This window comes from Hamadaea flava, from assembly GCF_024172085.1.
Taxonomy (GTDB): Bacteria; Actinomycetota; Actinomycetes; order Mycobacteriales; family Micromonosporaceae; genus Hamadaea; species Hamadaea flava.
The window spans coordinates 2,591,852-2,618,185 of record NZ_JAMZDZ010000001.1 but is presented as its reverse complement, the minus strand read 5'-3'; the positions used below and the strand labels follow the sequence as shown (position 1 = coordinate 2,618,185).

The 26,334-nt window shown below is 66.7% G+C and carries 28 protein-coding genes, 1 tRNA gene and 1 pseudogene; 15 read left to right on the top strand and 15 right to left on the bottom strand.

Annotated elements, in window-relative coordinates; all coding sequences use genetic code 11:
- Window positions 1–12: 12 nt before the first annotated feature.
- Window positions 13–1,893, bottom strand: a complete 1,881-nt coding sequence (locus HDA40_RS12195; RefSeq protein WP_253755081.1) for an MFS transporter — start codon at window positions 1,891–1,893, stop codon at window positions 13–15.
- Between the two features lie 193 nt (window positions 1,894–2,086).
- Window positions 2,087–2,809 carry a hypothetical protein gene (locus HDA40_RS12190; RefSeq protein ID WP_253755079.1) on the bottom strand — a complete coding sequence of 241 codons (723 nt, stop codon included), beginning with the start codon at window positions 2,807–2,809 and terminating at the stop codon, window positions 2,087–2,089.
- 70 nt (window positions 2,810–2,879) lie between these two features.
- Between HDA40_RS12190 and HDA40_RS12185 the strand changes: the two genes are divergently transcribed.
- Window positions 2,880–3,644, top strand: coding sequence for a TetR/AcrR family transcriptional regulator (locus HDA40_RS12185; protein ID WP_253755077.1), 765 nt, complete (start codon window positions 2,880–2,882; stop codon window positions 3,642–3,644).
- 234 nt (window positions 3,645–3,878) lie between these two features.
- Here the strand turns inward: HDA40_RS12185 and fdhA are convergent, their stop codons facing one another.
- The 3 genes from fdhA to HDA40_RS12170 form a co-directional block, all read right to left on the bottom strand.
- Window positions 3,879–5,102, bottom strand: a complete 1,224-nt coding sequence (gene fdhA / locus HDA40_RS12180) for a formaldehyde dehydrogenase, glutathione-independent (RefSeq protein WP_253755075.1) — start codon at window positions 5,100–5,102, stop codon at window positions 3,879–3,881.
- Between the two features lie 10 nt (window positions 5,103–5,112).
- Window positions 5,113–5,523: a GlcG/HbpS family heme-binding protein gene (locus tag HDA40_RS12175; RefSeq protein ID WP_275978228.1), complete on the bottom strand. Its 411-nt coding sequence runs from the start codon at window positions 5,521–5,523 to the stop codon at window positions 5,113–5,115.
- Between the two features lie 325 nt (window positions 5,524–5,848).
- Window positions 5,849–6,298, bottom strand: a complete 450-nt coding sequence (locus tag HDA40_RS12170; RefSeq protein ID WP_253755071.1) for an SgcJ/EcaC family oxidoreductase — start codon at window positions 6,296–6,298, stop codon at window positions 5,849–5,851.
- Window positions 6,299–6,387: 89 nt separating this feature from the next.
- Between HDA40_RS12170 and HDA40_RS12165 the strand changes: the two genes are divergently transcribed.
- Both HDA40_RS12165 and HDA40_RS12160 read left to right on the top strand, forming a co-directional pair.
- On the top strand, window positions 6,388–6,840 hold the full coding sequence (locus HDA40_RS12165) for a MarR family winged helix-turn-helix transcriptional regulator (RefSeq protein WP_253755069.1): 453 nt from the start codon (window positions 6,388–6,390) through the stop codon (window positions 6,838–6,840).
- Window positions 6,841–7,181: 341 nt separating this feature from the next.
- A complete protein-coding gene (locus HDA40_RS12160) occupies window positions 7,182–8,123 on the top strand; it encodes a hypothetical protein (protein ID WP_253755067.1) in 942 nt (313 codons plus the stop codon).
- A gap of 105 nt (window positions 8,124–8,228) precedes the next feature.
- On the opposite strand, the gene HDA40_RS12155 is transcribed toward HDA40_RS12160, so the two are convergent.
- Window positions 8,229–9,248: an NADPH:quinone reductase gene (locus HDA40_RS12155; protein ID WP_253755065.1), complete on the bottom strand. Its 1,020-nt coding sequence runs from the start codon at window positions 9,246–9,248 to the stop codon at window positions 8,229–8,231.
- 99 nt (window positions 9,249–9,347) lie between these two features.
- Between HDA40_RS12155 and HDA40_RS12150 the strand changes: the two genes are divergently transcribed.
- Window positions 9,348–9,701 (top strand): ArsR/SmtB family transcription factor, encoded by a 354-nt coding sequence (locus HDA40_RS12150; protein ID WP_253755063.1) that lies wholly within the window; start codon window positions 9,348–9,350, stop codon window positions 9,699–9,701.
- A 337-nt stretch (window positions 9,702–10,038) separates the two neighbouring features.
- Here HDA40_RS12150 and HDA40_RS12145 read toward each other — a convergent pair whose 3' ends face one another.
- On the bottom strand, window positions 10,039–11,007 hold the full coding sequence (locus tag HDA40_RS12145; protein WP_253755061.1) for a helix-turn-helix transcriptional regulator: 969 nt from the start codon (window positions 11,005–11,007) through the stop codon (window positions 10,039–10,041).
- Window positions 11,008–11,108: 101 nt separating this feature from the next.
- Here HDA40_RS12145 and HDA40_RS12140 point away from each other — a divergent pair, with 101 nt between their 5' ends.
- The 3 genes from HDA40_RS12140 to HDA40_RS12130 all read left to right on the top strand — a co-directional run bounded on the left by HDA40_RS12140 (window position 11,109) and on the right by HDA40_RS12130 (window position 13,710).
- Window positions 11,109–11,507, top strand: coding sequence for a VOC family protein (locus HDA40_RS12140; RefSeq protein ID WP_253755059.1), 399 nt, complete (start codon window positions 11,109–11,111; stop codon window positions 11,505–11,507).
- 375 nt (window positions 11,508–11,882) lie between these two features.
- Window positions 11,883–12,494 (top strand): DUF6518 family protein, encoded by a 612-nt coding sequence (locus HDA40_RS12135; RefSeq protein WP_253755057.1) that lies wholly within the window; start codon window positions 11,883–11,885, stop codon window positions 12,492–12,494.
- A 319-nt stretch (window positions 12,495–12,813) separates the two neighbouring features.
- Entirely contained in the window at window positions 12,814–13,710 is an 897-nt protein-coding gene (locus tag HDA40_RS12130) for a DUF1963 domain-containing protein (RefSeq protein ID WP_253755055.1), read from the top strand.
- A gap of 86 nt (window positions 13,711–13,796) precedes the next feature.
- Here HDA40_RS12130 and HDA40_RS12125 read toward each other — a convergent pair whose 3' ends face one another.
- The 4 genes and pseudogenes from HDA40_RS12125 to HDA40_RS12115 form a co-directional block, all read right to left on the bottom strand.
- The gene (locus HDA40_RS12125; protein WP_253755053.1) at window positions 13,797–14,180 is read right to left on the bottom strand and encodes an LLM class flavin-dependent oxidoreductase; all 384 of its coding nucleotides are present in this window, start codon (window positions 14,178–14,180) and stop codon (window positions 13,797–13,799) included.
- Between the two features lie 170 nt (window positions 14,181–14,350).
- Window positions 14,351–14,833, bottom strand: a pseudogene (locus tag HDA40_RS42530) (NAD(P)-dependent oxidoreductase); the annotation flags it as partial.
- Window positions 14,834–14,840: 7 nt separating this feature from the next.
- Entirely contained in the window at window positions 14,841–15,212 is a 372-nt protein-coding gene (locus HDA40_RS12120; protein ID WP_253755051.1) for a DoxX family protein, read from the bottom strand.
- A gap of 42 nt (window positions 15,213–15,254) precedes the next feature.
- A complete protein-coding gene (locus HDA40_RS12115; RefSeq protein ID WP_253755049.1) occupies window positions 15,255–16,175 on the bottom strand; it encodes an NADP-dependent oxidoreductase in 921 nt (306 codons plus the stop codon).
- A gap of 99 nt (window positions 16,176–16,274) precedes the next feature.
- Between HDA40_RS12115 and HDA40_RS12110 the strand changes: the two genes are divergently transcribed.
- The gene (locus tag HDA40_RS12110; RefSeq protein ID WP_253755047.1) at window positions 16,275–16,946 is read left to right on the top strand and encodes a TetR/AcrR family transcriptional regulator; all 672 of its coding nucleotides are present in this window, start codon (window positions 16,275–16,277) and stop codon (window positions 16,944–16,946) included.
- Between the two features lie 76 nt (window positions 16,947–17,022).
- On the opposite strand, the gene HDA40_RS12105 is transcribed toward HDA40_RS12110, so the two are convergent.
- Window positions 17,023–17,943 carry a helix-turn-helix transcriptional regulator gene (locus HDA40_RS12105; RefSeq protein ID WP_253755045.1) on the bottom strand — a complete coding sequence of 307 codons (921 nt, stop codon included), beginning with the start codon at window positions 17,941–17,943 and terminating at the stop codon, window positions 17,023–17,025.
- A gap of 193 nt (window positions 17,944–18,136) precedes the next feature.
- On the opposite strand from HDA40_RS12105, the gene HDA40_RS12100 reads away from it, so the two are divergent.
- The 5 genes from HDA40_RS12100 (at window position 18,137) to HDA40_RS12080 (ending at window position 21,429) form a co-directional block, all read left to right on the top strand.
- Window positions 18,137–18,904, top strand: a complete 768-nt coding sequence (locus tag HDA40_RS12100) for an SDR family NAD(P)-dependent oxidoreductase (protein WP_253755043.1) — start codon at window positions 18,137–18,139, stop codon at window positions 18,902–18,904.
- A 113-nt stretch (window positions 18,905–19,017) separates the two neighbouring features.
- Complete coding sequence (locus HDA40_RS12095; RefSeq protein WP_253755040.1) at window positions 19,018–19,512, top strand: cyclophilin-like fold protein; 495 nt, start codon at window positions 19,018–19,020, stop codon at window positions 19,510–19,512.
- Between the two features lie 106 nt (window positions 19,513–19,618).
- Window positions 19,619–19,912: a carboxymuconolactone decarboxylase family protein gene (locus HDA40_RS12090; RefSeq protein WP_253755038.1), complete on the top strand. Its 294-nt coding sequence runs from the start codon at window positions 19,619–19,621 to the stop codon at window positions 19,910–19,912.
- A 67-nt stretch (window positions 19,913–19,979) separates the two neighbouring features.
- Window positions 19,980–21,002, top strand: a complete 1,023-nt coding sequence (locus HDA40_RS12085; protein ID WP_253755036.1) for a zinc-dependent alcohol dehydrogenase family protein — start codon at window positions 19,980–19,982, stop codon at window positions 21,000–21,002.
- 19 nt (window positions 21,003–21,021) lie between these two features.
- Window positions 21,022–21,429 (top strand): (R)-mandelonitrile lyase, encoded by a 408-nt coding sequence (locus HDA40_RS12080; protein WP_253755034.1) that lies wholly within the window; start codon window positions 21,022–21,024, stop codon window positions 21,427–21,429.
- A gap of 195 nt (window positions 21,430–21,624) precedes the next feature.
- Here the strand turns inward: HDA40_RS12080 and HDA40_RS12075 are convergent, their stop codons facing one another.
- Both HDA40_RS12075 and HDA40_RS12070 read right to left on the bottom strand, forming a co-directional pair.
- Window positions 21,625–22,455, bottom strand: coding sequence for a hypothetical protein (locus HDA40_RS12075; protein ID WP_253755032.1), 831 nt, complete (start codon window positions 22,453–22,455; stop codon window positions 21,625–21,627).
- Between the two features lie 71 nt (window positions 22,456–22,526).
- Complete coding sequence (locus HDA40_RS12070; RefSeq protein ID WP_253755029.1) at window positions 22,527–23,027, bottom strand: hypothetical protein; 501 nt, start codon at window positions 23,025–23,027, stop codon at window positions 22,527–22,529.
- Between the two features lie 168 nt (window positions 23,028–23,195).
- Here HDA40_RS12070 and HDA40_RS12065 point away from each other — a divergent pair.
- Together HDA40_RS12065 and HDA40_RS12060 are read left to right on the top strand one after the other, a co-directional pair.
- Window positions 23,196–23,273 (top strand) — tRNA-OTHER (locus HDA40_RS12065).
- 91 nt (window positions 23,274–23,364) lie between these two features.
- On the top strand, window positions 23,365–24,108 hold the full coding sequence (locus HDA40_RS12060) for a DUF6928 family protein (protein WP_253755027.1): 744 nt from the start codon (window positions 23,365–23,367) through the stop codon (window positions 24,106–24,108).
- 33 nt (window positions 24,109–24,141) lie between these two features.
- On the opposite strand, the gene HDA40_RS12055 is transcribed toward HDA40_RS12060, so the two are convergent.
- On the bottom strand, window positions 24,142–25,203 hold the full coding sequence (locus tag HDA40_RS12055) for an acyltransferase family protein (RefSeq protein ID WP_308197697.1): 1,062 nt from the start codon (window positions 25,201–25,203) through the stop codon (window positions 24,142–24,144).
- Window positions 25,204–26,334: the final 1,131 nt, after the last annotated feature.

The window sequence follows — 26,334 nt, the reverse complement described above, 5'->3', positions numbered from 1 at the left end:
GTCGCCCAAACCTCAGCCTGTACGAGGCTCATCTTCGCGATCCTGTCGCGCACGCCCCGAACAGTTGGCGGCATGCCGCAACTCGACAACGCGGGCGCTGATCTCGACGGCGAGGTCAGCTGGATCGTGTCCGCTGTCGAGGACCAGTACCTGCTCAGCACCGGAGTTCGTCGTGCCGCGTGAGAGCTGCTCCCGCGCCGGCTGCCGGCACAGGAATACGGTGAGGTCTGGCCTGGGCTTCGCTTGAAGCGGTGTCCAGTCATCGGGCACCGGCACCCCGGCGGCAGCCGTGCCGGATCCTGGCGTCGGCAGGGCCAGACCAGTGATGGCGACAACGCCTCGCGCCATCGCTGCTCGCATCATGCGCGAATCGGCTGGCGACCCGGCAAGCAGTACCGGTAAACCCAGCTGCCGCAGTCGTGCGGCAAGCGCACCGTAGTGGGCGGTCGCCATCAGCGGATCCAGTCCGTAGATCACGACGTACAGCCCTGCCGGTGCGTCCGGCGACCTCCGGCGCAGCACGGCCCACAGGTCGCGCAGCAGCGGCACACCCGGCCGGTCGTCCATCTGCCGAAAGGCCGCCATCCCCAGCCCGACACCAGAGAGACCCGCAACAGCCAGCAGCGCCCGTGCGGTGGAGAATTCGACACCCACCGGCCCGATCCGAAAGTGCCGTGACGAGCCGACACCGACCAGAACACCCGAAGCCGAGATCGCCACGATCAGGCACACCCGGACGGCGGTCTGCAGGAACGCGAACACCCGCCCACGCAGACGGTCGGGCACTTCATTACCTAGCAAAGTGATTCCCGACAGCATCGCCATACCCGCACCGGCCCCCGCCACCAGCGCGATCACAGCGGCGTTAGCCAGACGCGGCGCCACCGACAAGGCGGCCACCGCCATACCGGCCATCACGATCGACACGGCGAACCAGCGCCGACGCGACAGCCCACGCACGACCATCGGCCCGGCGACGATACCGACCCCAAAGCCGGCGAACAGCACCCCGAACAAGATCGCGAACGTGGCGTCGCCACCGCCGAGCGAGCCGGCGTAGAACTTCGCGGCGCCCACCACGACACCAGCCCCTGTGAACGCCCCGAGAACTCCCACCATGAGGCCCCGCACCAGAGGCGTCGCGACCACATATCGGGCGCCGGTTGCCAAGTCGCGCCACATGCCAGATGCCGCGCGCTCGCTTGGCCGACCACGGCCGGAGATCTGCCTGATCCCGAACCACACCACCACAGCCGAGGCGAGGAACGTCGCCGCATCGAAGTACAGCGCGATATCGGCGCCGCCGAGACCGCCGGGGCCTGGGAGCCTGGCCAACGCCGCGAAAACAAGGGCTGCCAGTACCGGAGCCACGCCGTACGTCGTCGCCAGCGTGAGTTGGTTGGCTACCTCGAGCCCTTCGCGTGACAGCAGATTCGGCACGGCCGCGTCTTTGGCCGGGTTCCACACCATCGCTGCGGCCTGCGCGACAAACAGCGCCCCTGCCGCCCATGCGACCACCAGCGCCGGTCGGTCCACCAACAGCCCGACCGTGGGGATCGACGCGAACAGCAAGAATCGCAGAACATCGACGATCACCATCGTGTATCTGCGATCGAACCGGTCGGCCATGACCCCCGCCAGCGGCCCTAGCACCACGGCCGGCAGCAACTGCACCGCGATTACGGAACCGAACGCCGCACCTTTGGCGGCAGGTGCCGCCACCTGTGCTGTGGCGAACGAGGGAGCCGCCAGTAAGCCCAGCCAATCACCCAACGACGACAAACCCAGCACCAGCCACAACCGCCGAAACGGGCGTATCACCAACACCGACGCCAGCCTGCCAAGGCTCGGCGTCCCCACCGTCGACCCGGCGCCCTCGTGACCTTCGGTCATTCGGGCACCTGCGGCAGGCGCCACCCCTTCACCCTACGACACCGTCACCCACCGGTCACGGGAAGGAAATCACTGCTCACCAGTGACGACGTCATCACCTGTCTGCGCCATTTCACATCATCCGTGTACGCCGGTCGGCGATCCACGGGTGGCGAGTCAGGGCTCGAAGGCCCCGACCCGCCACCTTCTCCGTCTAGGCGTTGGCGTACGCGAGCGTCGCCGGTGCCGGAGTCCGGTTCCGGAGCGTCGCTGCGCCGACGGCTGCGAGCCAGATGGCTGCGGTGCCGTTGAACATCGCGACCGCGCCCCAGCCGTTGGCGGCGTAGAACTCCGAGGAGTTGAAGCCGAAGTACATCGACGGCACGGCGGCCAGGTGCAGGGCGGCGATGGCGAAGGACGACCAGCCGACCCATGGTGCGAGCGCGCGGGACCGCAGCACCGCGTACCCGAAGGCGAGGCCGAAGACGACCAGCATCAAGTGCGTGATGGCGCCATAGAGCAGGTAGGTGGGGACGGTGCGAGTCGGGTCGATCAGTTCGGTGGTCTTGATCGCGCTGCCGCCTTCGAGCCCCTTGGCGGCCATGTCGATGATCGTCCACGCGACGCCCGCGGTGCCGGCGACCGCGCCGAACCACTCGTACCGGGCGTCGGCTCGGGTGATCAGGAACCGGACGCCGGTCATGAAGACCAGGAACAGCGTGAGCGCGAGGAAATTGAAGAGGGTGCGGGTCAGGATCAGTCCGTCCGACATGGGGCTGCCGGTCTCGACGCCGCAGACTGCGGGGTCGCAGGCCGGGACGACGAAGTAGAGGGGGAGTTCGGCCATGGCGAAGACTGCCCCGGCGATCGCGGCCAGTCCGACCCAGCGGCGGGCACCGCCCGGGTACTGAATCTGTGTAAGGGATGAAGTGTTCACGGCATGCACAGTAACAACAATTGTGTAAGCCGTCTACAATTCTTCTCGGATCTCGGAGAGGATGCAGGTCATGAGCCAACGCAAGGCACCCGAACGCGCCGCCGACCTGGACGCGCTGCCGCCTGGCCTGGCCGCAGCCTGGGGTGTGGTCGACACCGAGCCGCGCCGCGGCCCGAAGCCCGCCCACAGCGTCGACGAGATCATCGCTGTCGCCACGAAACTGGCCGACGAGGAGGGCGTCGCCGCCGCGTCCCTACCGAAGGTCGCCGGCCAGATCGGAGTGACCGCCAACGCGCTGTACCGCTACGTCGCCTCCAAAGAAGAGCTCATCATGCTCGTCGCCGACCGCGCCTGGGGCGAGCCGCCCACGCTGCCCACCGATGGCTGGCGCGAGGCCGCGGCCGTCTGGTGCCGCAGGCTCTTCGAGCGCTTCTGCTCCCGTCCCTGGCTGCTGGACGTGCCGGCGACCGTGCCGCTGACGCCCCACAACGCGGCCTGGCTGGACGCGCTCATCACCGTGCTCAAGCCGACCGGCATGGCCGCGCCGCAGATGCTCACCTGCGCGTACCTTCTCGACAGCCACGCCCGGTATGGCGCAAACCTCCGACGCAACATCCCGACGCCGGAGGCGCTGCGCAGCGCGCATCCCGATCATCAGCGCACGACGGACGCGGTCCGCGCATTCCTGAACAGCCAGCTGCGCTCCCGCCACCTCAATGCCGTCGCCGAGGTCGTGCAAGACCCCGCGTTCCTGGCGGACGAGCCTTCGCTCGACGGCTTCGAGTTCGGACTCGCCCGGATCCTCGACGGCATCCAGGCACATGTGCAGCAGTGATACGACATTCGCGCACCCACCTGCCACGGGCGATGCCGCGTTTCGGCGGAACGGGCGGGAAGGGGTGTTCCTGAAGTAGGCGGCGCGACTCGCTGGGGTCGCGCCGCCGTCATCAGCCCATGGCTGGGCAGGCCGCCCGCTCAGTGCTGATCGGTCACGGGCCGAGGATCGGCGGGACAGTCCTCCTGCCGAGCCCCGGCCCCGCCAGTCGCTGTGCGAGTGGATGAACGTGCCTCAGGAGCGGACCAGTCCGTGTGGATCCAGCACGAACTTCTTCGCCATGCCGTGGTCGAAGTCGGTATAGCCCTGCGGTGCCTCGTCTAGTGAGATCACGGTGGCGTTCACGTTGCGGGCGATGTTGGTGCGTCCGCTCAGAATCGCCATCATCAGATGCCGGTGGTAGCGCATGACCGGACATTGGCCGGTGGTGAACGAGTGGGATTTCGCCCAGCCTAGGCCGAGCCGAATCGAGAGCGATCCGACTTTGGCTTCCTCGGTCTTGGCACCCGGGTCGCCGGTGACATAGAGCCCGGGGACGCCCAGCGCGCCACCCGCGCGGGTGGCCTCCATCAACGAGTTCAGCACCGTCGCGGGTGCTTCGTTGCCCGCGTCGGAGCCGTGTCCATGTGCCTCGAAGCCCACGCAGTCGACGCCGCAATCGACCTCCGGCGTGCCGAGGATTTGCGCAAGCTGATCCTTCGGCTCGCCGTCACTGACATCTATGGTCTCGCAACCGAAGCTGCGGGCCTGTTCAAGACGGTCCTTATTGACATCGCCGACGATGACGGTCGACGCGCCCAGCAGGAACGCCGACGTGGCGGCGGCCAGACCGACCGGACCGGCGCCGGCGATGTAAACGGTCGATCCCGTGGTGACACCGGCGGTGACGCAGCCGTGGTAGCCGGTCGGAAAGATGTCCGAGAGCATCGTCAGATCGCGGATGCGAGCCATCGCTTCGTCTTTGTCGGGGAAGCGCAGCACATTCCAATCCGCGTACGGGATCATGACGTACTCGGCTTGGCCGCCACGCCAGCCACCCATGTCGACGTAGCCGTAGGCGCCGCCGGGTTGCGTGTTCACGTTGAGACAGATGCCGGTCTTGCCTTCCTTGCAGTTGCGGCATCGTCCACATGCAACGTTGAACGGTACCGAGACCAGGTCGCCCACGTTGACGTACTCCACGTCGCGGCCCTTCTCGATCACCTCGCCGGTGATCTCATGACCGAGGATGAGACCGACTGGCGCCGTGGTGCGGCCTCGCACCATATGCTGATCGCTGCCGCAGATGTTGGTGGAGACCACCTTCAAGATGACGCCGTGCGGGCACTGGCGGTCGGCGTTCAGGGCCGGAACCCCGGGACCCGGTTCGAGCACGAGCTTCGGATAGTCCACCGATTCGACGCTGACCTGGCCGGGCCCCTGGTAGATAACTGCCTTGTTTCCTGCCATGTTGATCATGCCTCCGCGCTCAGAAGGCGCTGGCCGCAGCCTCGGCCACCGTCTGGTCCTGCTTGCCGTCCCCGCCGCTGACGCCGACCGCCCCGACGACCTCGCCGTCGGACAGCAGCGGCACGCCACCAGCGAAGATCATGATGCGACCGTGGTTGGACGTGTGGATGCCGAAGAACTGGTTGCCTGGCTGTGAGTTGGAGCCCAGCGCCTCCGTCTCGATGTCGAATGATCGAGCGGTGAACGCTTTGTTGATCGAGATGTCGACGCTGCCGATCCAAGCGCCGTCCATGCGTTCGTGTGCAATCAGATTGCCGCCGGAATCGACGACCGCGATGTTCATCGGCTGGCCCAGTTCGCGGGCGCGCTCCTCGCCGGCGGCGATCACCCGCCGTGCGTCCTCAAGCGTCGCCGTCTTCGTCTGCTTCATGATTCCCCCGTACGCAGCGCGGGCACCCCACGGCACACCAGCGCATTCGGGCGGCGGCTCGACGGGCAATGCCCTTGGTTTCTGCTGACGCTTGAAACGCTACGCGTACCGACCTCAGGCATCAGGGCGTTTGCCCGACGACGTGGGGTGGCTGGCGCCCGAAACCGCAAGAGTTGATCAGAAGGGACCGAACCGGTTTGGTTGACTCGCGGGGTAGCGCGAGTTCAGGCCGCGTGTGCGGCGGTGTGCGGTGTCTCAGAACGATAGGGGAGTCGTCCGAGGGCGGGCTTGACGGCGGTGGTAGGTGCGTTCGATCCGCGGGCGATCAGCGGGGCTGCGGCGCGGTCTTCGGCGCGAACTTGAACGAGATCGCCTCCATGATCCGCTTGCGCTTGGTGTTGTGGAAGGCGGCGATGCGCCACTGCCCGTCAGCCTCACGGACGACGGTGTAGGTCTGTGTCTTGCTGAACTTCTCCGGAGCCGGCCGAGCTCCCTTGTAGACGTCGCCGGTCGTGCTCACCACCGCCGCGTCCGGCCCGTAGAAGCGAATCTCGGCGATGTCGACGGCGAGCTTGGTGCCCTTGAGGAACTGGGCGAACAGTGCCTGGTGCGAGGCTGCGATCTCGTCGCAACCGTGGTAGGGCGTGCCGATCCAGGTCACGTAGCTGGCGTCGGAGGTGAAGCAGGCTCCGTAAGCCGTGCCGTCACCAGCGGCCCAGGCTTCGGCGCTGGCGTGCAGGACGTTTTCGATCGCGGCGCGGTCGGTGATGGTCATGGCGCTCTCCCTTATGCTCTACTCGAACAGATGCTGCTTAGGTACAGTATCTGCGTATATGCAGATACTGTAGAAGGGAAGATGATCTGATGTCAAGCGCCGCGAAGCTGCACGACGTCTACCGCCACTACCTCGACGCCGTCGTGCTGCATGGTCAGGCCACCGCGCAGGCGCTCGGCATGCACGCCACCGACCTGTACGCCTTGAGCGTGCTGCAGTACGCCGGCCGCCTGACCTCGGGCGAAATCGCCGAACGAACCGGCCTCACCACCGGAGCCGCCACTCGCCTCATCGATCGCCTCGAATCCCGAGGACTCGTCCGCCGAGTCGTTGATCCCGCCGATCGCCGGAAGGTCGTCGTGGAACCGGCCGACGTGACAGCGCTCGAAATCGACGAAGTCGTCGGCCCTGCCCGGCGACGGCTGGGCGAGATCTTCGCCGGATTCGACGCGAAACAGCTCGACGTCCTGAGCGCGTACTTCCTCCAGGCCACGGCGGCGTACCAGGCGGCCACGGAAGAAGTCCGGCAGCAGCCGCGCTGATCGGGCTACCACGTGCGCCGCGTCACGCGCGGGACCTTCGGCGTACCAGCTGCTCTTGAATGGCATGACGGAGATTGCGCATCGATGCGCGGACGCGCCGGAGCGGGCGGTTCGCCGCGGGCGCGCGCGTACGGGATTTGCTAGAGCCCTTCTCGGTAGGAGTGGGCGCCTTGCCCGGGTATGGCGGTCCCGGGAAATGCGCGGCGGGATCTGGTCCGTCGGGGCCTGGTTGACGGCCTCGGTTGTGCATGCCTTGACCGTCCTACCTGTACTCAAATAGCCTGCGCGCGCCGACCTCGACGGACTGGTCTTCGAGGTCGGTGAAGCCTGGGGAGGACCACATGCGGTTTGCTCGACGCCTGGCGACGGTGACGCTGATGACGGCTGGTCTTCTGGTACTGACCGGCCCGGCAGCTCAAGCCGCCTATTACAACAGCTACACGACCATTGCCGGCACGCCCGATACGGGCTGCTGCACAGGTGCGCAGGGCTTCGCCGCAGGATCGACGTATCTCTACTCGATCAAGAATCACAGCGGTTACGACGATGTCTCCGCCATCTACCGCGTCCACAAGACGACTGGTGAGCGGGTACTGATGACCAACGGCACCAATGGCGGAACTTCCAATACCTGGCTCGGGCACGCGAACGACATGACGATCGTGGACATCGATGGGCAGCATCACATGTTCATCGTCACCATGAAGTCGACTGGCGCACAGCTTGTGAAACTCCGCTACGACGGCACCACCTACTACCGCGCCGGGACGTACCAGGTACATCTCAACGGCGCAGCATGGGCGCCGTCCGGGATCAGTCGAGTGTCGGTATCCAGCACCACGATCAAGTTCTTGTTCAAAGCCGGCAAGACGATCTACAACGGCAGCCTTGCACTGCGCGCCAATACCGGCACCATCAACGTGACAAAGGCGTTCACGCTGCAGGTCGAAGGCGCACTCGTCAACGGTGCCACGGTGTCAGACCTCGGCACGTTCCTCACACAGGGGATCTACTACGACGCCGCCAAAAAGATCCTCTACTATCCGCTGACCAAGGACAACCGCAGCGTCGTACTCGTCTATCGGAACGTCTCGACGGCAACGACGGGGACCGCACCCGCAGCTACCAACCTCTCCTTCCGCATCACGTCGTCCGCGTACTCGAAACTGTTCGAGATCGAAGGTGTCGGCGTAAGCGATGGCAAGCTGTACTTCAGTACGAACCGCGCGAACTCCAGCGGCGCGTTCGACGGCGTCCATGTGTTCAACGGCTACGTCGCTTAACCAGATGCATCCCTAGACTGCTCCGCGTCGGGACGGCCAGGCCATAGCCGCTGACCTGCCAAGTGGTCTGGACTCGCATGATCAGATATCGGCCGCTGGTCGGCTTCAGGGCGCGACGTCCACCAGTACCTTGCCGATCGTGCCGGCCTGCACTGCCCGGTGAGCGTCCGGGGTGCGGTGTAGCGGGAAGCGGACCAGTGGCAGGCCGTACGCCTCGCCGACTGGCAGGGCACCGTCGCGGACCGCTGCGGTGACGTCCTCGACGGCTGTGGCGCGTGCTTGCGGGCCGGCTGTGTAGAGCACCAGGAACTGCAAGCGGGTGTTCAGCACCATGTTCTGCCCCACGTTCAGCTCGACCGCTTGTCCGCCCTCATTGGCGTAGGTCGCGATCGTGCCGCGTGTACGCAGCACGGCTAGGTCCAAAGCGATGTTCGCGCCGAGCGCCACCTCGGTGACGATGTCGACGCCGTCCGTGGCGATCGCACGGATGGCGGCGGCCGGGTCGTCCTCGCGATAGTTGATCACATGGTGGGCGCCGGCCGCGGTGGCCAGCTTCCCCTTTTCCGGGTTACTGACCGTGCTGATCACGGTGGCGCCAGCCCATCGGGCGAGCTGGATGACGGCGTGCCCGACCGCGCCGGCCCCGCCGGCGGCGAGCACCACCTTGCCGTCGAGTGCGCCGGGGTGCAGGCGGCGCGGCCCGTCCTCGGCGACGGTCAGCGCACGGTGTGCGGTGAGCGCGGGCACGCCAAGCGACGCGCCGACGTCGAATCCGACTTCGTCGGGCAGCGGCACGGCTTGGTCGGTAGGCACGACGGTGAACTCGGCTGCGGTGCCGGTGGGCCGCCCGGCGGCGGCCATGAACAGCCACACGCGCTGCCCGACCCGGGCCGCGTCGACGCCCTCACCGACGGCGTCGATCACGCCGGCGCCGTCGAGGTGCGGGGTGATCTCGGGGAAGAGTCTGCGGTGGGCGATGCCGGAGCGGGCCTGCCAGTCCGTCGGGTTTACGCCGGACACGGTGACCCGGACGCGGACCATGCCGGGTCCCGGGTTAGGCCGGTCACGCTCGACGAGTTGGAGAACGTCGGGGCCGCCGTTGTCGCGGTAGATGATCGCCTTCATGATCCGTCCAATGTTCGATCTGCGTCGTACTGTTCGACCTGGATCGAACAGTACGACGTGGGTCGAACATTCCGCAAGAGGCGGCTACGCTTCGGTCTTGTGACCGAGGTGACCGAACCCGCCATCGAGACCGTGACGATCGACGTCGTGCTCAGCGCACTCGCCGACCCGGTACGGCTCACCTTCGTGCGAGCGCTGGACGCAGCCGCGGACTGGACCTGCGGCAGCGACGTCCTCAGAGACACCGGCGTCACCATCGGCAAGTCCACCCTGTCGCACCACCTCAAGGTGCTGCGCGACGCCGGCCTGATCCGCACGCGCGTCGACGGCGTCCGCAGGCTGGTGAGACTCCGTTACGACGAGGTGGAACAACGCTTCCCCGGACTGCTATCCATGCTCCGCGAAGACGGCCCTGCCCGCGCCGCCGCGGAGGCGCCCGCCCCCACCGCATGACGCGGGCCAAACCGATCACCGCCAGGCGCCGTTGGAGCCCGCAACGCGCGTGGGTCCACTGGCTGCCGAAAGGAATCGGCTGCGTCGCGACCGGATCGCACAAAAATCGGTCAAGCGCCAGGTCGCGCTTAGGAAAGTCGGAGTTGAAGCAGCGTCTCGATGGTGCCGGGCGGGTCGATCTCCACGGCGGGATACATCCCAAGCTGCTCCCCCATGGGGAAGGCTAGCCATAGCTGCCAACCTGCCCATCTGCTGATTCGCCGATGGCGGGCTGCGATCAAGCCGGGATGCGAGGACGTCGAGCCGAGCGGGCCGAACAACCGTCATGTCTGGGCAGCTACGGCAGTTTGCGTCCCGAGGCCGACAGTCGGTCGGCGAGAGCGACAACGCGGTCGCGCAGCTCTTCCGGGCGCTCAATGACGAACGGCAGGTCGAGCACAGCAAGCACCCCGGGCAACCAGTCGAGACTCTCGGCCCGGATCTCCACCCGCTGCCAGCCCTCGTCCTCGTGATCGCGCAGCTCGGCGACGCTGGCCGGTAGCCGCCTGCGGATCTGCTCCAGCGTCCCCTGGATGCGCAATATCACCTCATGCCGGTACGGCGCCCGTGCCATCGAGGTGAGGACACGCTCCACGGGATCGAGCCCAGCGGGCGGCTCGAACGAGCCGGGCACCGTCCGCGCATCGGTGATGCGGTCGAGCCGGAAGGTCCGATCCTCGCCGATCTCCGGATCTACGCCGGTGACGTACCACCGACCCGAGTGATTGACCAGCCCGTACGGATGCATGACCCGGACGCTAAGCAGGCCACGGTCCGCGGTGTATTGGATCGAGAGCGGGCTGTGGCGGCGGATCGCGTCGGCGATGGCGAGCAGGACACCCGCCTGGGGCGCGGGGACGTCGCCAGGCTCGGCCGTGAAGGCGAGGGACTCGAGTACGGCGTCCAGCCGATCCGCGACCCGGGCGGGCAGCACCCGGCGGATCTTCGCTGCGGCCGTCTCGCTCGCCGTACCCGTCGCCGTTGCCAAGCCGACGCGCCGGCCGGCAACCAGGCCGAGCAGCACCGCCAGGGCCTCGTCGTCGCCCAGCATGAGCGGCGGCAGACGGTAGCCGGCGGCGAGCCGATATCCGCCGTAGCGGCCGCGCAACGATTCGACCGGCACGCCCAGGTCGATCAGATGGTTCACGTAGCGCCGCACGGTGCGCGGTTCGACCCCGAGGCGGTCGGCGAGCTCGGCCATCGTCCGAGTGCCGCCCGACTGCAGGAGTTCCAGCAGGGTGAGCACCTGGGCTGTCGGTCGCGCCATGTCCGAAGTTTATCGAGAATACTGGACCGTTTCTGTCCAGTATCAGTTTTAGCGTGACTGTCGACCCGCACGTACGAACCACGGACTAGGGAGCGCACACCATGGACTTCGTCTCGATCCGCGTTATCACCGGTGACATCAACCGCCTCGTCGGCTTCTATGAGAAGGTGACGGGCGTGTCGGCGGTCTGGGGCGACCAGGACTTCGCCGAGCTGCGCACCGCGCACGGTACGTTGGCCATCGGCAGCACCCGCACGGTCCCGCTGTTCGCGCCGGGATCGGCCCGTCCGGCCGACAACCACTCCGCGATCATCGAGTTCCTGGTGGACGACGTGGATGCGCTCTACGAGGACCTGAAGGGCGTCGTGGAGGACTTCGTGAACGTGCCCACGACGATGCCGTGGGGTAACCGGGCGCTGCTGTTCCGCGACCCCGACGGCAACTTGGTCAACTTCTTCACCCCGGTCACGCCCACCGCGATCGAGAAGTTCGGCCGATGACCAGGTCGGCTTGGGTCTGAGGTGGACCACTTCGCCTGACCTGCCGCATCGCCGAGTGTCTGTACTGCGACGATCATCGCCCGAAGACCCGGCTCGGGAACGATCAACTGGTCGACAGCCCAGAAGCCGCCGCCATATCCGCCTCGCCGTTGTCGCGCCATACCGAGAGGTGATGCCTTACCTCATCGATAGTGAAGACTGCCAACGCCAAGCGGACCCGTCAGGCAGGTCCACGGAGGCATCGACGCTGCCAACGGATTCGACTATTTCTGCCAGGTCGAGGAGGAACCGCTCCACGAAGGCGTCACAGCCACTTGATGATCATGAACCTGCTGGCACGCCAAGGCCCTCATGCATACCCGGTATCCTCTGCCCGTGCAGCGTGATCATCTGAAGGTGGGCCTCACCGCCCTTGTCGGCGGGCTACTGCTCGGCTCCCTCGACTTCGTGTGGATCAAGTGGATGCCCTACCCGTTCGCCGAACTCGGCAACTCCACCGCCACCTGGGCTCTCGCCGCATTCCTCTACGGCTACTGGCTCCGGACCGGCTGGACCCGCGCAGCGATCGGGGCCAGCGTTCTGCTCGTCATCGCGGTGCCTGCCTACTACGTCACCGCGACCCTGATCCAGTCCGATGAACTGTCCGTCGCGTGGTCGCCGACGTCGCTGCTGTGGATGGTCTTCGGTGTCCTTGCCAGCGTGGTCTTCGGCATCGGGGGTACGTTGGCCCGTGAACCGGGCTGGCGGCACATCGTCGGAACCGCGCTGCCGGCCGCGGTGTTCTTCGAGGAGGCGGCCCGGTTCGTGGGCCGGCTCGATGATCCGAGCTACGAGCCTGGGTCCGGTTGGAACGTCATGATCGACGTTGCGCTCGGCATCCTCGCAGTCGTGCTCGTCGGTCGGTCGAACCGCAACCGGGCGCTCGCACTCGCTGCGGCCCTCCCGCTCGCCGCGCTGATCTACCTCGCATTCGCGCTCGTGTCGTAGCGGTGTGCCGGGCCGCGATCAAGATCGGTCGGCTCCTCGACAGTGCCCAGGAGGTGAGACCCGCGCCCTTCGCCCTACCGGTCAGGCGGAACAACGCGGAGCGGCTCGACGCCAACCGGCGACGAGCCGAATAGCGGGTTACGACTGCTCTCCGACGCCGTCAGCGGACTCAGGGCGCAGGTACGTTCGGCCATTGGAGACGGTTGCCGAGATCTGCCGAGATATGCGCACCAGATCGCGGCGGCAGCGGTGCCGAACCGCGTGCCGGCCGTGGGGCACCCAGGTCGCCGGCCTCGCCCTCGTGGCACCATGTTGCGCTATGGATCATCAGGGGCAATTTCATGGTGCAGCGCTCGCGTCGGGCATCCCGGGCGAGGAAGTCAGCCGGTTTATCCAGCACCTGCGTTTGTCGATCCAGTTGAGCGGTGGATCCGGCGGTGTTCCGGTCGGGCAGTTCGGTGGGTTGCCCCGGCTGCCGGTGGGCGTGGACTGGCCGTCGGATGGGGTCAGTTTGTTGCCGTTCATCTTCTCGGTCGACTGTGCGGCGCTGCCAAGAGTCGACGGCTTCGATCTGCCGGCAGACGGCTCGCTGCTGTTCTTTCTGGACCATGAGCAGGCCGCTGCCACTGGGGAGCGCAGGTATGGGCGAGTCGTGTATGTGGCGGCCGGTACCGATACCGAAGTGGCGGCAGGAACCACCGACTACGAGTTCGTCGGCGAGCAGTACCCCGTCAGCGCCACGCTGCGCGCGGAGTTCCCCGGTTGGTTCGGGGTGGACGACGATGACGACGAGGAGGACGAGGAGGACGACGACGACCTGTCGGCCTTCCAGCAGCAGCTGGCCCGCGACCTCGAGCGTGACCTGCCGCACCTAGACGAACTCTGTGCTCTGGCCAACGAACTCTGGCCGGCGCACAACGGATACGTCAGCGCCTATCTCGGCGGGTATGCCGACGAGGAGGTAATAGCGAGTATTGCGGAGCAGATCCTCGCGGGGCGCGAGAAGACCGGCGAGATCGTCATCCCGGTCGCGAAATGGCATTCCCATGTGGAGGTGGAGTCGCACCGGCTGACGAGTGAGTGGGTGTCGCTCGCCCGGTTTCCCGTAGACAACGAGCTCTATTACCGCAGCGACGGGAGTTTCGTGATCCGTCACGACGACCTGGCCGCTGGTCGGCTGGACGAGGCGCTTTCCATGGCTGAGTTGATCCCATAGAACACCGGCGGCGTCGGACACGGCCACGATCTGCGTTGCGGCGTCAGATGGCGGGCATCCGCTATCGCCGATGTCAGGGCGATCGGTCACCGGTGATGAGGGATGACGACGCCATCGCTCGACCTCAAGGCGCTGCGTCCGGCGATGATCTCGGCGCGGCCGTTGCTGATCAGGTCGAGTTGGGCGAAGTCCTGGTACACGCGGACCGGGTCCAGGACGCTGAGTACCGTGACTGCGCTGGTGAGCCGGATGTTGTTCGTACGCGCCGCGACGGCGGCGAGCACGACCACCGGGGAGGAGACCGCGTAGTCGAGGGTGTGGTGCTCGCCGAGGGCGAACAGGTCCAGGCCCAGCTGGTCGGCGAGTATCGCGTAGTCGATGGTGTCGGCGACGCGCTGGGCGGCGGTGACCGGTCGGCCGGTGTCGAGGCTGGTTTGCAGGTCGCTGAGCGACAGGATGCCGATTTGCATGGTTCTTCCGGCGCTAGTTGCTGATCGCGGGCGCGGCCCGCAGGTAGGTGGTGTCGGTGAGCTGGCCGACGAGGAAGGCGGCGATGTCGGTGCGCGACATTGCCGATCCGACGTTGTCGACGCCGAGGAATCCGGCCCGCAGGGTGCCCGCTGACGGCTTGTCGGGTCGGGTTGGTGATCCGGGCGATCGTCCACTCTAGATCCGAATCGGTGACCGCGGCGGTCATGGCGCGCAGCTCGCTCAGCGCGTGGGGGAACATGAGCTTGGCCATCACCGGCAAGACCTTGGCCTTGAACGTGGGCCGGTCGCGCGGGTCGGGCAGGCTCGGTGTGGCCAGGCCGATGAAACGGCGCAGCCCGGCCAGGCCCATCGCGGCGACGACCGTGTGGGTGCCGTCGCTCAGTTCGCTGCCTTTTGCGCCGGGCTTGAGCGACGGCCCGAGGGCGCTGATGACCGCGTTACTGCCCTCGACGGCCCGGCGGACCGCGTCGACATCGGTCAGCTGGCCGCCGAGGATAGCCAGTGCGGGATGCTGGATGGCGAGCTTGCCCGGGTTGCGGACCAGGGCAACGACCTGATGGCCTTGGTTGAGCAGTTGGGCGACGACGAGACGGCCGATCTTGCCGGTGCCGCCGAGGACAGTGACGTTCATGCTTGTCTCACCAGCCGTACGGGCCGAACCTGCCCCACGCGACCACGGCCGCGAGGGCGAACAGGACCAGGTTGAACACGACCGCCGACGGTTCCTTGCGGCGGATGTGCGTGGCTGCAGCGAGGACCATGATGACGCCCAGGCAGGTGGCGGCGATCGGCGTGAGGATCGGGGCGATGCCCATGGCGGCGGGCAGGATCAGGCCGAGCCCGCCGAGCAGTTCGGCGATGCCGATGAGTTTCACGGTGCCGCTGGAGAAGTCCTCGGTCCACGGCAGTTTCGGGGCGAGTTTCTCCTTGGGCTGGGTCGACTTCATGACGCCGGCCATGACGAAGGCGGCAGCGAGCAGGATCTGGACGATCCACAAGAGCACGTTCACGGGTGAGGGGTCTTTCGGTAGTAGAGGTCGAGGTGTTGGTAGTCAGGAGACCGTGATGGCGATCTTGCCGAGGGTGCCGGTGGCGAAGTCGCCGAACGCGGCCGGAACCTCCGCGAGCGGGTAGGCGCGTGCGACCGGCACGGTGAGGCGTCCGGCGGCCAGGTCGGCGGCGAGCCGGTCCAGGGTCGCGCCGGACGGCGTGGCCATGATCGCGGTGGCGGCCGGATGCTGGTCGGCACCCAGGCCGAGGGTGCTGGCGAGGCGGCCCTTGTCGGTCAGCAGCTCGGCGAGGGCGGCACCGTCACCAGCCAGGTGCACGACGGCGTCTACGCCGTCGGGGGTGATCTGGCGTACCTGCGCGGCCACGTCGCCGGTGTAGTCGACCGTCTCGGCTGCGCCGAGGCCACGGACGAAGTCGGCCTCCTCGCCGGGGCGGGCGCTGGCGATCACTCGTGCACCGGCAGCAGCGGCGTACTGGATCACGATCGCGCCGACGCCCCCGGTCGCGCCGCTGACCAGCACGGTTTCACCTGCCTGCGGCGAGACGGCGGTCAGGGCGTCGACGGCTGCCGTACCGGCCAGGCCGAGCGCGCCCGCCGCGACCGGGTCCGCGCCCTCGGGCAGGGCGGCGATGCCGATCTCGACCGGAACGGTCACGTATTCGCCGAAGCCGCCGTCGCCGAGGAACGGCTTGGTCACCACACCGAAAACGGCGTCGCCGACGGTGAAGCGGGTCACGCCGTCGCCGACGGCCTCGACGGTTCCGGCGAAGTCCTTGCCCAGCACGACCGGGTAGCGGTGCTCCATCATCCCCGCCAGGTATCCGGCGGCCACGGCGGTGTCGAAGCCGTTGATCGAGGATGCCTGGACCTTGACCAGCACCTCGCCGGGGCCGGGTTGCGGCGTCGGGACCTCCGCCAGCTGCGGCTGGGAACCCTGCTCGGCGGTGACGATGGCCTTCATGATGATCTCCTCAAGAAAGTGGAAGGTGTCTTCCGTTCTGCCTGTCGAGCGTAGCACGGAAGTGGACGGTGTCTTCCGCTTTCGGGTAGGGTGATCTGCATGACCGCGCCATCACCAGCCTCGAACGACGGCAGTGGGCTGCGCGTCGACGCCGAACGCAACCGGCAGCGCATCCTCGCCACGGCCCGCGAACTGTTCACCGAACACGGCCTCGACGTGCCCATGGAAGACCTCGCCAGGCGGGCCGAAGTCGGAGTGGGAACCCTCTACCGCCGGTACCCGACCCGTACGGACCTGATCGTTGCGGTGTTCGAGGACAAGATGCGCAACTACGCGCAGGCGGCCCGGCAAGCCTTGGAAGACCCCGACCCGTGGTCGGGGTTCTGCGGCTACGTCGAGAAGATCTGCGCCATGCAGGCCGGCGACCGCGGCTTCACCACCGTGCTCACCATGACCTTCCCGACCGCCAAGCAGTTCGAGGCCGACCGCGACCGTGCCTTCGCTGACTTCAGCACGCTGGTCGACCGGGCCAAGGCCGCAGGGAAGCTGCGTACCGATTTCGTCACCGAAGACCTGCCGCTGTTCCTCATGGCCAACGCGGGCGTACTCGCGGCCACCGCCGACACCGCACCCGATGCGTGGCGGCGCGTCGTCGCCTATCTCACCCAGGCATGTGCTGCCACTGCGGCCCAGCCCCTGCCGTCACCACCCAAGCCCCAACAGGTCTACAAGGCCATGCTGCGCGCTACCCGACGCCAGCGCACGAAGTAGCGACCAAGCTGGCGACGCACGTCCACGTGTCGTGCCGGGATACCAGATCCGGCCGTGCATGTTGCGGCGGTGCCATCTACCAGGTTGGCGGCTCGACGGAGCCCGCTCTAGTGATCACGTCTGGATTTCCAGGTCCCATCTGCGTGGCGGTCCAGGAGGCGAGAAGATCCAGCGCCTGCGCCGTAGGTGAAGCAGGTTCGGCGGCGTAGAGGGTCAAGGTGAGCCCAGGCTCGGAGACGAGCTCCACGCTTTCGTAGGCGAGTTCGAGATCGCCTACGTCGCGGTGGTGGAAGTGCTTGGTCCCGGCGCCGTGGGCCCTGACGTTGTGGGCGCTCCAGCGTTGCCGGAAGGCTTCGCTGCGTGTGGACAGCTCGCCGACGAGGTCGTGCAGGTCTTTGTCGTGGGGGTCCCGCCCGGCCTCGGTATGCAGGATGGCGGCGCACGTGTCAGCGGCAAGGTCCCAGTCGGGATAGAAGTCTCGTGCGGCGTCCAGGTGCAAGAACGTGAACCGGGCGAAGTTCGGGCAGTCCTCGGTGGAAGCGGTGTCGTAGATCGAGGCATGCATGGCGCGGCCGAGATGGTTGGCCGCAAGCAGGTCCATCCGGCCGTTGCGCACGATGGCCGGAGCGGTGAACCGGTCGAGCACCCACTGCAGGCTCGGCCGGGGCGTCCATCGTTTCGCTGGGCGGCGGCGCGGTCGCATGCCCGCGCTGGTGCCGTCGGCGGCGTGGGCCAGGTGGAACAGGTGTGTGCGTTCGGCGTCGTCGAGCTGCAGGGCGCGGGCGAGGGCGTCGAGGACGGAGGCGGACACGCCGGCGATCGCGCCTCGTTCGAGTTTGGAGTAGTACTCGATGCTCACCCCGGCGAGGGTGGCGACTTCGCCGCGCCGTAGACCGGGTACGCGACGGGGGCCGATGTCGGGTATACCGGCCTGCTGCGGGGTGATCCTGGCGCGTCGGGAGACGAGGAAGTCGCGGACTTCGGCGCGGTTGTCCATGTCATCGACGGTACGGCGGCAAGGCCGTGTGCTGGGGTGCTCTGTCAGTACACGTTTCGATGGTGACTCCCCGGCCCCGGCCCGATGGGGTTTGCTGGGTTGGTGGCCGCGCCGATGAGCCGCACAAGCCCGCATGGTGGCGGACTGTGCGACGCGGGCCGTCGCTATTGAGGATCCGAAGGGCTGTGCCTTGATGAACCCGACGTACGATTTCTCCGGTAAAGTCGCCTTCGTCACCGGTGCCAGTTCCGGCATGGGCCTGTCGACCGCCCGCGCGTTCGCACAGTCCGGTGCCGCCGTCGCGCTGGCCGACATCAACGAGGCCACCGTGGCCGCCGCCACGGAGGAGCTGCTTGCTCTGGGCTCCCCGGTGCTCGGGGTGCGATGTGACGTGGCCGACGAGGACAGCGTCGCCGCCGCGGTCACGGCGACGGTCAAGCAGTTCGGCCGGCTGGACATGGCGTTCAACGACGCCGGTATCCAGGTTCCGCCCAGCGACGCCGCCGACGAACCGGCCGAGGTGTTCGACCGGGTCAACGCGATCAACCTGCGCGGGGTGTGGGCGAGCATGAAACACGAGCTGGCGCAGATGCGTACCCAAGGCAGCGGCGCGATCGTCAACTGCTCCTCACTCGGCGGCTTGGTCGGGCTGCCCGGCCGGGCCGCGTACCACGCGTCCAAGCACGGCGTCCTCGGCTTGACCAGCAGCGCCGCACTGGAGTACGCACCGCGCGGCATCCGGATCAACGCGGTCTGCCCCGGCACGATCGCGACCCCGATGGTCACCGACATGATCGACAAGGGTGAGCTGGACTTGGCGGAGGCGGTGGCGAACCAGCCCATCAACCGGCTCGGCGAGCCGGAGGAGATCGCCGCCGCAGTTCTGTGGCTATGCAGCCCCGGCGCGAGTTTCGTGGTCGGTGTCGCGCTGCCCGTCGACGGCGGCTACACCGCCCGTTGAGCGTCAGCTCGACCGTGTCAGCGTCGGACGTCCAGCGTACTGGCCAGCCGGGACGCCACAGGCGCAGATGCCGAACAACGATCGAACCACCCGACAGCTCGGAGACGATCAGCATGAACATTCGCGTCGTCGTAGCCCTGGCCGTCGTCCTGCTGACGGGGTTGGCAGGGTGCGACGCCCAGACGAAACAGCCCGCTGCCGCGCCATCCATGGCAGCGGCCCAGGCCCAGACATCTGCGGGAGCAACGATGAGCGCGGCACGGATACGGTTCACCACCGGCGAGGCCAGCATCGTGGTGCAGCTTGCGGACAATCCGACGAGCCGCGACCTCGTCGCGCAGCTTCCGCTGACGTTGACCTTCGAGGAATTCGCCGGGCGGGAGAAGATCAGCTACCTGCCGCGACGTCTGGCGACCGACGGCTCAGCGGGAAGCGCCCCGGCCAACGGCACCCTCATCTACTACAAGCCGTGGGGCAACCTCGGCTTCTATTACCGCGCCGCCGGCGGGCACGACGCCAACCTCATCCCACTCGGCACCGTCGAGACCGGGCTGGACCAGCTGAACCGGCTCGAGCATGGACCGGTCACCGTGGAGGCGATCAGGTGACCACGAACTGGGGCCTTTCGTGTACGCCACGTGACGCGACAGGACACCGCGCAGAGAGGACTGATCCGGCATGGCTGACGACACCGTGACTCCAGGAGCGCGAGGAATGTTTGGAGACTTCGCTCCCGCGCTCGTGCACTACACCGACGAGGTGTTGTTCGGCGAAGTGTGGGAGCGTCCCGGGCTGGCAGCCCGTGACCGCAGCCTGATCACGGTCGCCGCCCTGCTTACCGGCGGCAACACCGAACAGCTCACCTTCCACCTCGCGTACGCCAAGCAGAACGGCCTCACCGAAGCCCAGCTCATCGAGGCCATCACCCACCTCGCGTTCTACGCCGGATGGCCGAAAGCCGTGTCCGCGATGGCAGTAGCCAAGCAGGTCTTCGCCACGGCCGACTGACAACCGGCCGCCGACCTGTTCGACGAGCGTCCGAACTGTTTCACCACTACTAGAAGGATCTTCGAGCATGCGTGGCACCATGTTGTACGCCCCGGGCGACGTGCGGGTGGAAACCCGTGACGACCCCCGCATCGAACAACCTACCGACGCGATCATCCGCATTGCCGCTGCCTGCGTATGCGGGTCTGATCTGTGGCCCTATCGCGGCATCGAACCCGTGACTGGTCCCACTCCGATGGGACACGAGTACGTCGGCGTCGTTGAAGAAGTCGGCAGCCAGGTCACCACGATCCGGCAGGGCCAATTCGTCGTCGGCTCGTTCGCCGCGTCGGACAACACCTGCGAGATCTGCCGGGCTGGATACCAGACCTCGTGCCTACACCGCGAATGGATCGGCCCGCTCGGCGCGCAGGCGGAGTACCTGCGCGTACCGCTCGCCGACGGCACCCTGGTGGCCACACCTGAGCAGCCGTCCGAGGACGTCGTCCCGGGCCTGCTAGCCGCTTCGGATGTGCTGGGCACCGGCTGGTTCGGCGCAGTCGCCGCCGACGTCCAGCCGGGCAAGACCGTCGCCGTCGTCGGTGACGGAGCAGTCGGCTTGCTCGCCGTGCTCGCCGCCAAGCACCTCGGAGCCGGGCGGATCATCGCGATGAGCCGGCACGCCGATCGCCAGAAGCTCGCCCTCGAATACGGCGCGACCGACATCGTCACCGAACGCGGCGACGACGGAGTGGCCCGGATCAAGGACCTCACCAACGGGCTCGGAGCGCACTCGGTCATCGAGGCGGTCGGCACCCAGGAGTCGATGCTGCAAGCCATCCGCTCGACCCGGCCCGGCGGGCACGTCGGCTACGTCGGTGTCGCCCACGGCGTTCAGCTGCCCGGCGAGGAGATGTTCTACTCGCACGTGCATCTGCACGGCGGACCCGCCCCGGTACGCCGGTTCCTGCCCGAACTCGTCGACCTGATCACCAGCCATGCGATCGACCCGGGCAACGTCTTCGACCTCACTCTGCCACTCGACCAGGCCGCCGAGGGCTATCGAGCGATGGACGAACGCCGCGCCGTCAAAGCCCTGCTGCGCCCCTGAGACGAATACGGAGCACACCGTGGAACTCAAACCCGTCGCTGCCACCGCAAAGGCACCAGCACAGAACTTCACCGGCGACGTCTACCTGACACCGATCTACAGCGGCACTGCACCGTCGCGGATGACCGTCGCACTCGTACGGTTCACACCCGGCGCGCATACCAATTGGCACTCCCATGCCGTGGGCCAGACGTTGCATGTCACCGACGGCATCGGGCTGGTCGGCACTCGCGACGGCCGCGTGCTGCGCGTGCGCGCGGGAGACACCGTGGTCTGCCCGCCCGGCGAGGAACACTGGCACGGTGCCGCCGCCGACACCTTCATGAGCCACCTGGCCATGCTCGAAGCCAACCCTGACGGCAGCGACCCCACCACCTGGCTCGAGCCCGTCGCCGATGATCAGTACCGGCTAGCGGACCGGACGTAGCTAGAGCGTTACGCGCCGACCACTACACGAGGGGTCGATGTAATAACGAACCCGCATCACCGCAGGTCAGGGGCAATGCGGATTCGTCAAGATTTGGGCATTCCCATAGAATTGGGGCCATGCCTGCGATCATGCCTCAGCCGCCGGACATGCGCGTGGATTGATCAACGCGTCGATGCCCTGGGCTGCGCCGCCTTAACGAGGCTCGCTGAACAGTTCTCGGAGGGTCGGGACGATCGAGCTGGTAAAGGTGCCGTCGTCACCGTTGTGCTGGACGAGGTTGATGATCCCCATGGCGATGTGCCCGGTTCGATGGTTGTCGGCTGCGGTTGCGATGTCGTGCGGGGCGATGCCGACCAGTAGCTGACGGACGAGGACTCCCTCACCCCACAACGCCTCGGCTGGTACGGGGAGTCGTCCGAGCCAATCAAGGAGCTGCGTCGCCCGGTGCGTGGGGGATGGGTCACTACTAGCCAGCAGTTGGCGAAGGTTGCCCACCTGTTCGGCGGGCAGTTCGCCGGCTTGCTGTCCGGCGATCGAGGCGAGCACGGGTCGCAGAACCTCAGGGACGTTACGGTCGGCCAGATGGCGCAATGCCTTCTTGCCCGCCGGTCGGAACTGCGGGCGCGCTTCCTGTAGCTGCAGCAGGTCGGTCAGTTGCCCGTAGAACTGGACGATCTGGCCGGGAACGACCTGGGCGGCAGCAGAAGATGCAATTTCGCAGGGGGCGACGATCAGGTCGTCGCGAAAGCGTCGGCGCTCCCAGCTGACGGTGTCACAGCCGTGCATACTCGCGCAGGCGGTCACCTCACCGTCGCGAAGTACCAGGGTGCGGCTGCCGTGGCATCGGCAGATGTCACCGGTGAACGATCCTGTCGTGGTCGCCGAACGCAGCTCGGCCAGGACGGTTGGATCGCGGATGTCGGCCAGAAGGGCGCGCTCGTCGATCGGACCGGCTTCTTCGCCGCCTTCGACGACGTCTACGGAGGTTGCCCGTGACCAGACGTCGGCAAGCCAATCGATCATGCTTGTCATCCGGCGGCCGTCTCGGATGCGATCCATGGCGGTATGCGTTTGCCCTCGCGGTGAACCTGAAGTCATTCGTGACGGTTCCAACCGACGTGCTCGGCGCCGACCGGGTCGAGTTGCAGCTCGGGGTCGTCGGAGACGAGCAGGACGATCAGCCGGCGTCCGAACAGCAGGTGCCACCGTCCGACGCCAGCAAGCTCGTCCAGCAGGACCATGGCATCGTCTTGGTGGTCGGCGTAGTAGCGGCCGAAGTGGTCGAGTATCAGCACGCGCTGGGGATGATCGGCGTCCAGCAGGCAGTCGGTGAGCCCATCGGAGAATGCCATCCAGTTGCGTGCACTGTAACCACGCGGCCAGCCGGGTACTGCGGCGATGACCGCGTCGCGTACGTCGTCGGCATGCTCGCAATCGCCGAGGTCGGCAACGGCGAAGTCGTACCCAAGCGTTTCGAGGTCCTGGCGGAGGCGGTCCAGCGCCCACGGATGCCTGACGAAATGCACGTGGCCCTGCTGCAGCACCATCAGGTCTTCGGGATGGGTGCCCCGGTCAGCATCCTCGAAGATCGGCATCGCGGAGTGTAAGGCGTGGCCCATAGAGCTCGCCGAGGAGCCGGCTCTAGCCGCATGCGCCGACGCGACGCCTGGTGCGGTCGTGTCTATTCAGACCTCAGGTCGAGCGGGCGTCGGCCCCGGCAAACCTTCTCGTCAGACGAAGTGAGATCAAGTACGGTTCTTGTCCTGCCTGTCGTCTAGCGGCCTAGGATTGCGCACTCCCTTCGGGGATGCGAGACGTCGGTTCGAATCCGGCCGGGCAGATCACGTCCGGCCGCGGGAACGCGGCCGCGGTGCAGTCGACGTTCGGCTAGCGGCCGGCGACCGGGAGGGCATGTTGGGTGCGAAGACCGCGATGCTGGCGTTCGTCGACGGCGACATCCGTCCAGCTTTGCTGGGTGCCACGCGGGCTGATCGCTCCGAGGTCGAGGAGTTCGTGCGTCAGGTACACCCCGGATACCTGATAGAGGCCGATGGCGACAGCACCCTTGGCGACGGCGTGTACCCGGCCGATGACGGGGCGACCGCCACGGTTCTGGCCGGTGCGGAGCTGATCTGCGACCGTCGTCTGGTCCTGGATCGGCCATCGCAGCTGCCCGACCACCTTCTGGAGATCGGCAAGGGCAGGCGCATCGTCATGCATGGCATGCACTCGGTCGTGGACTGGCTTTGCTTCGCCGTCTGGGAAGACGGTCGGCTGACCCGCTCGCTCAGCCTGTCGCCCGACGGCGGTGTCATCGAGAACATCGGCGAGCCGTACGAGTTCGAGCGACCGTACTGGGCCGGTGAGCATCCGGTGGAACCAGTGCCGGGCTGGCCGAGCGAGGGACCGTATCCGCTGCCGTTTCATCCCCTCGAACTCGGCGAGGATGCGCTGCGTGAGCTGTTCGGGTTCATCCTGGAAGGCCGTCCGCGACGGGATGATGTCGACGCCGATGACGTTCACCTGCACGCGTTCCGGGTCAGCGATCCTTCCGGCGCGGAACAGGCCGAACGCGAAGCCGCCTACGCAAGGGCGCGTGAGGCGATGGGGCCGCCGCGGATCTTCCGCATGGGTTCCGACGGCCGGATGTACGAGGTCGACGCCGAGCAGATTTAGCCCACGATGTGTCGGTGGTGTTGGTTGGGCCAGTCAGGGGCCGTACCTGGCAGATCGACGCGCAAATTTTGCCCGCAGCGGGCGCTCAACAAACCGGAAGCTCGCCTCGGCCAGCACGACGAACATGGCAATCCAGGCGATATCAGCGACCACCGTATGTCCGAGCGTAGATAGCATCGCGATTTGCGCCAGGACATTCCAGAGATAGATCGAATACGACCGCTCGCCCAGCCACTGCATTGGGCCGCTTGCCAGCAGTGACCCAACGGCCGATCGTGGCCGCGTCACGACACCGATCAACAACACGAACGTCAGCCCGGTCCCCGCGACGGTCACAAGAGCGCTACGACACGTGTCGTTCCGATATGCCAGGACGGGCAGGAGGACCACGGCCGGCAGTGCACATGGAGCAAGATACCGAAACGTCCGGGACAGCCAATCGTTGTGCACAACAATCGCAAGCAATGAACCGACCAGGATGGGCAGCGCATTTGTATCGCTCCCAAAATACTCATGCGGATCATATTTCACCTCTCGGCTCAGGCCGAGGTAGAGGTCAAGCGCCAGGGTGACCCCGATGAACGACGCGGTGAGGGCGGCGAACAGCCGAGGATTGCGACGATAGCCCCAGAGAAGTGCGAACGGCCACAGCAAGTAGAACTGCTCTTCGACCGAGAGCGACCATGTGTAGTTGAAGTAGTCCTTAGTGGCGAATGGGTGGCCGGTCCAGTCAAAGAGGTTTGTTCCATATACAAGCGCTGCGCCGGCGGGCGCAAAAATCTGCTCCAAACTGAGGTCTTGTCGACCTATTAGTCGGCCCATGAGCAGCACCGCGACCGTCGCCGCTACGACCGTCACCAATCCCGGGCCGAGGCGCGCCGCGCGTCGGCGATAAAACGCGCGCACGTCGATGCTGCCGGTATGGAGTTCCCGGACCAGTAGGGTGGTGATGAGATACCCCGACAGGCAAAAGAACACGGTCACACCGACGAAGCCATCAATGAGCGGCCTAGTCGGGGCGTGCTGGCCGAGGACCAGGAGAATCGCCACGGCACGGACGCCATCCAATCCAGGATGGTAACCCTGGTGGCGCACAAGCCGACCTTAGCAAGACAGGTACCATCGGCGGCTTGAACCCATCGAACCCGACTTGAGTCGAAAACCTAGAAACAACGTTCGCCAGTCCACGCGGGTGCCGATGGCGACGTGCAAGCCACCATGAACGGAACTGTCACTACAGCGCGGCTCGGATCGCGAGCACCGGTGACGGGCCGTGGGCTGGGTCGCGGTGTTGAGGTTGTCCAGTACGGCGGCGGCCCTGCCCGACCGGTGGCAGCTGGTGGGGCACATCAACAACTACGCGTGGGCGCTGATGTCGTGCGGTGGCCAGGCCAGTGAATCCGCCGAAGTGGCGACGGAGGGGTACCGGTTGGCCGAAGAGGTCGGCAACCCCAGGCGCAGGGGCTGGCAATGCAGTTCGCCGCAATGGCCTGGCGAAACTTGGGCAGGCTCGACGACGCATTGCGGGCCTACCGCGAGGCATACCAAACTGAGCGACCGGGCCGGAAATCACATCGGCTACCTGTGGCAGTCGGTGGCATACGCATACAACCTTCAGATGGCGGATCGTTACGATGAGGCGATCGATAAATGCCGGCAGGACGCTGGTCGAGGTGGATCCTTCCAAAAACGGAAGCTGCGGGAGCACCTGGCTCGAAGATAACCTCTTCGAGGCACCGCGGCGTGATCTTTCCGGGAGCGGGCACGAGGCTGAGCAGGTCGCTAACCGCGCACGCCGAGAATCAGATGCGCAGTGTCCTGATTGGCCACCGCGATGGCCGATAACGGTCCCCGGTTGATCGCGGCCTGCACTGCGGCGGTGCTAATCGAGCGAGGCGACCGCTCACCAGACCCAGCGACGTCGGATGTCCGGCATTCCGCTGGAGCACGGCCGACAAAGTTCGCCTTCGGTTCGCGGTCCCGGTCTTCCGATGACGGCTCGAACTGCCGCGCACCATCGTGGCATCGTCGAATGGCCGACTCGTGTCCGGGCAACGGGTTTGGAGAGTCCGCGGTGAGTGTGCAGTACGTCGGTACGCGCATCGGCGACCTCCGGTCCGACGAGGCGATCACCTTCACCCCGGCGGGCTTTCACCACCGACCAGATCGAGCCTGATCATGAGCCCAGGCATCATTGTGCAGCATGTCCGGGTGTGGTGGACGAAG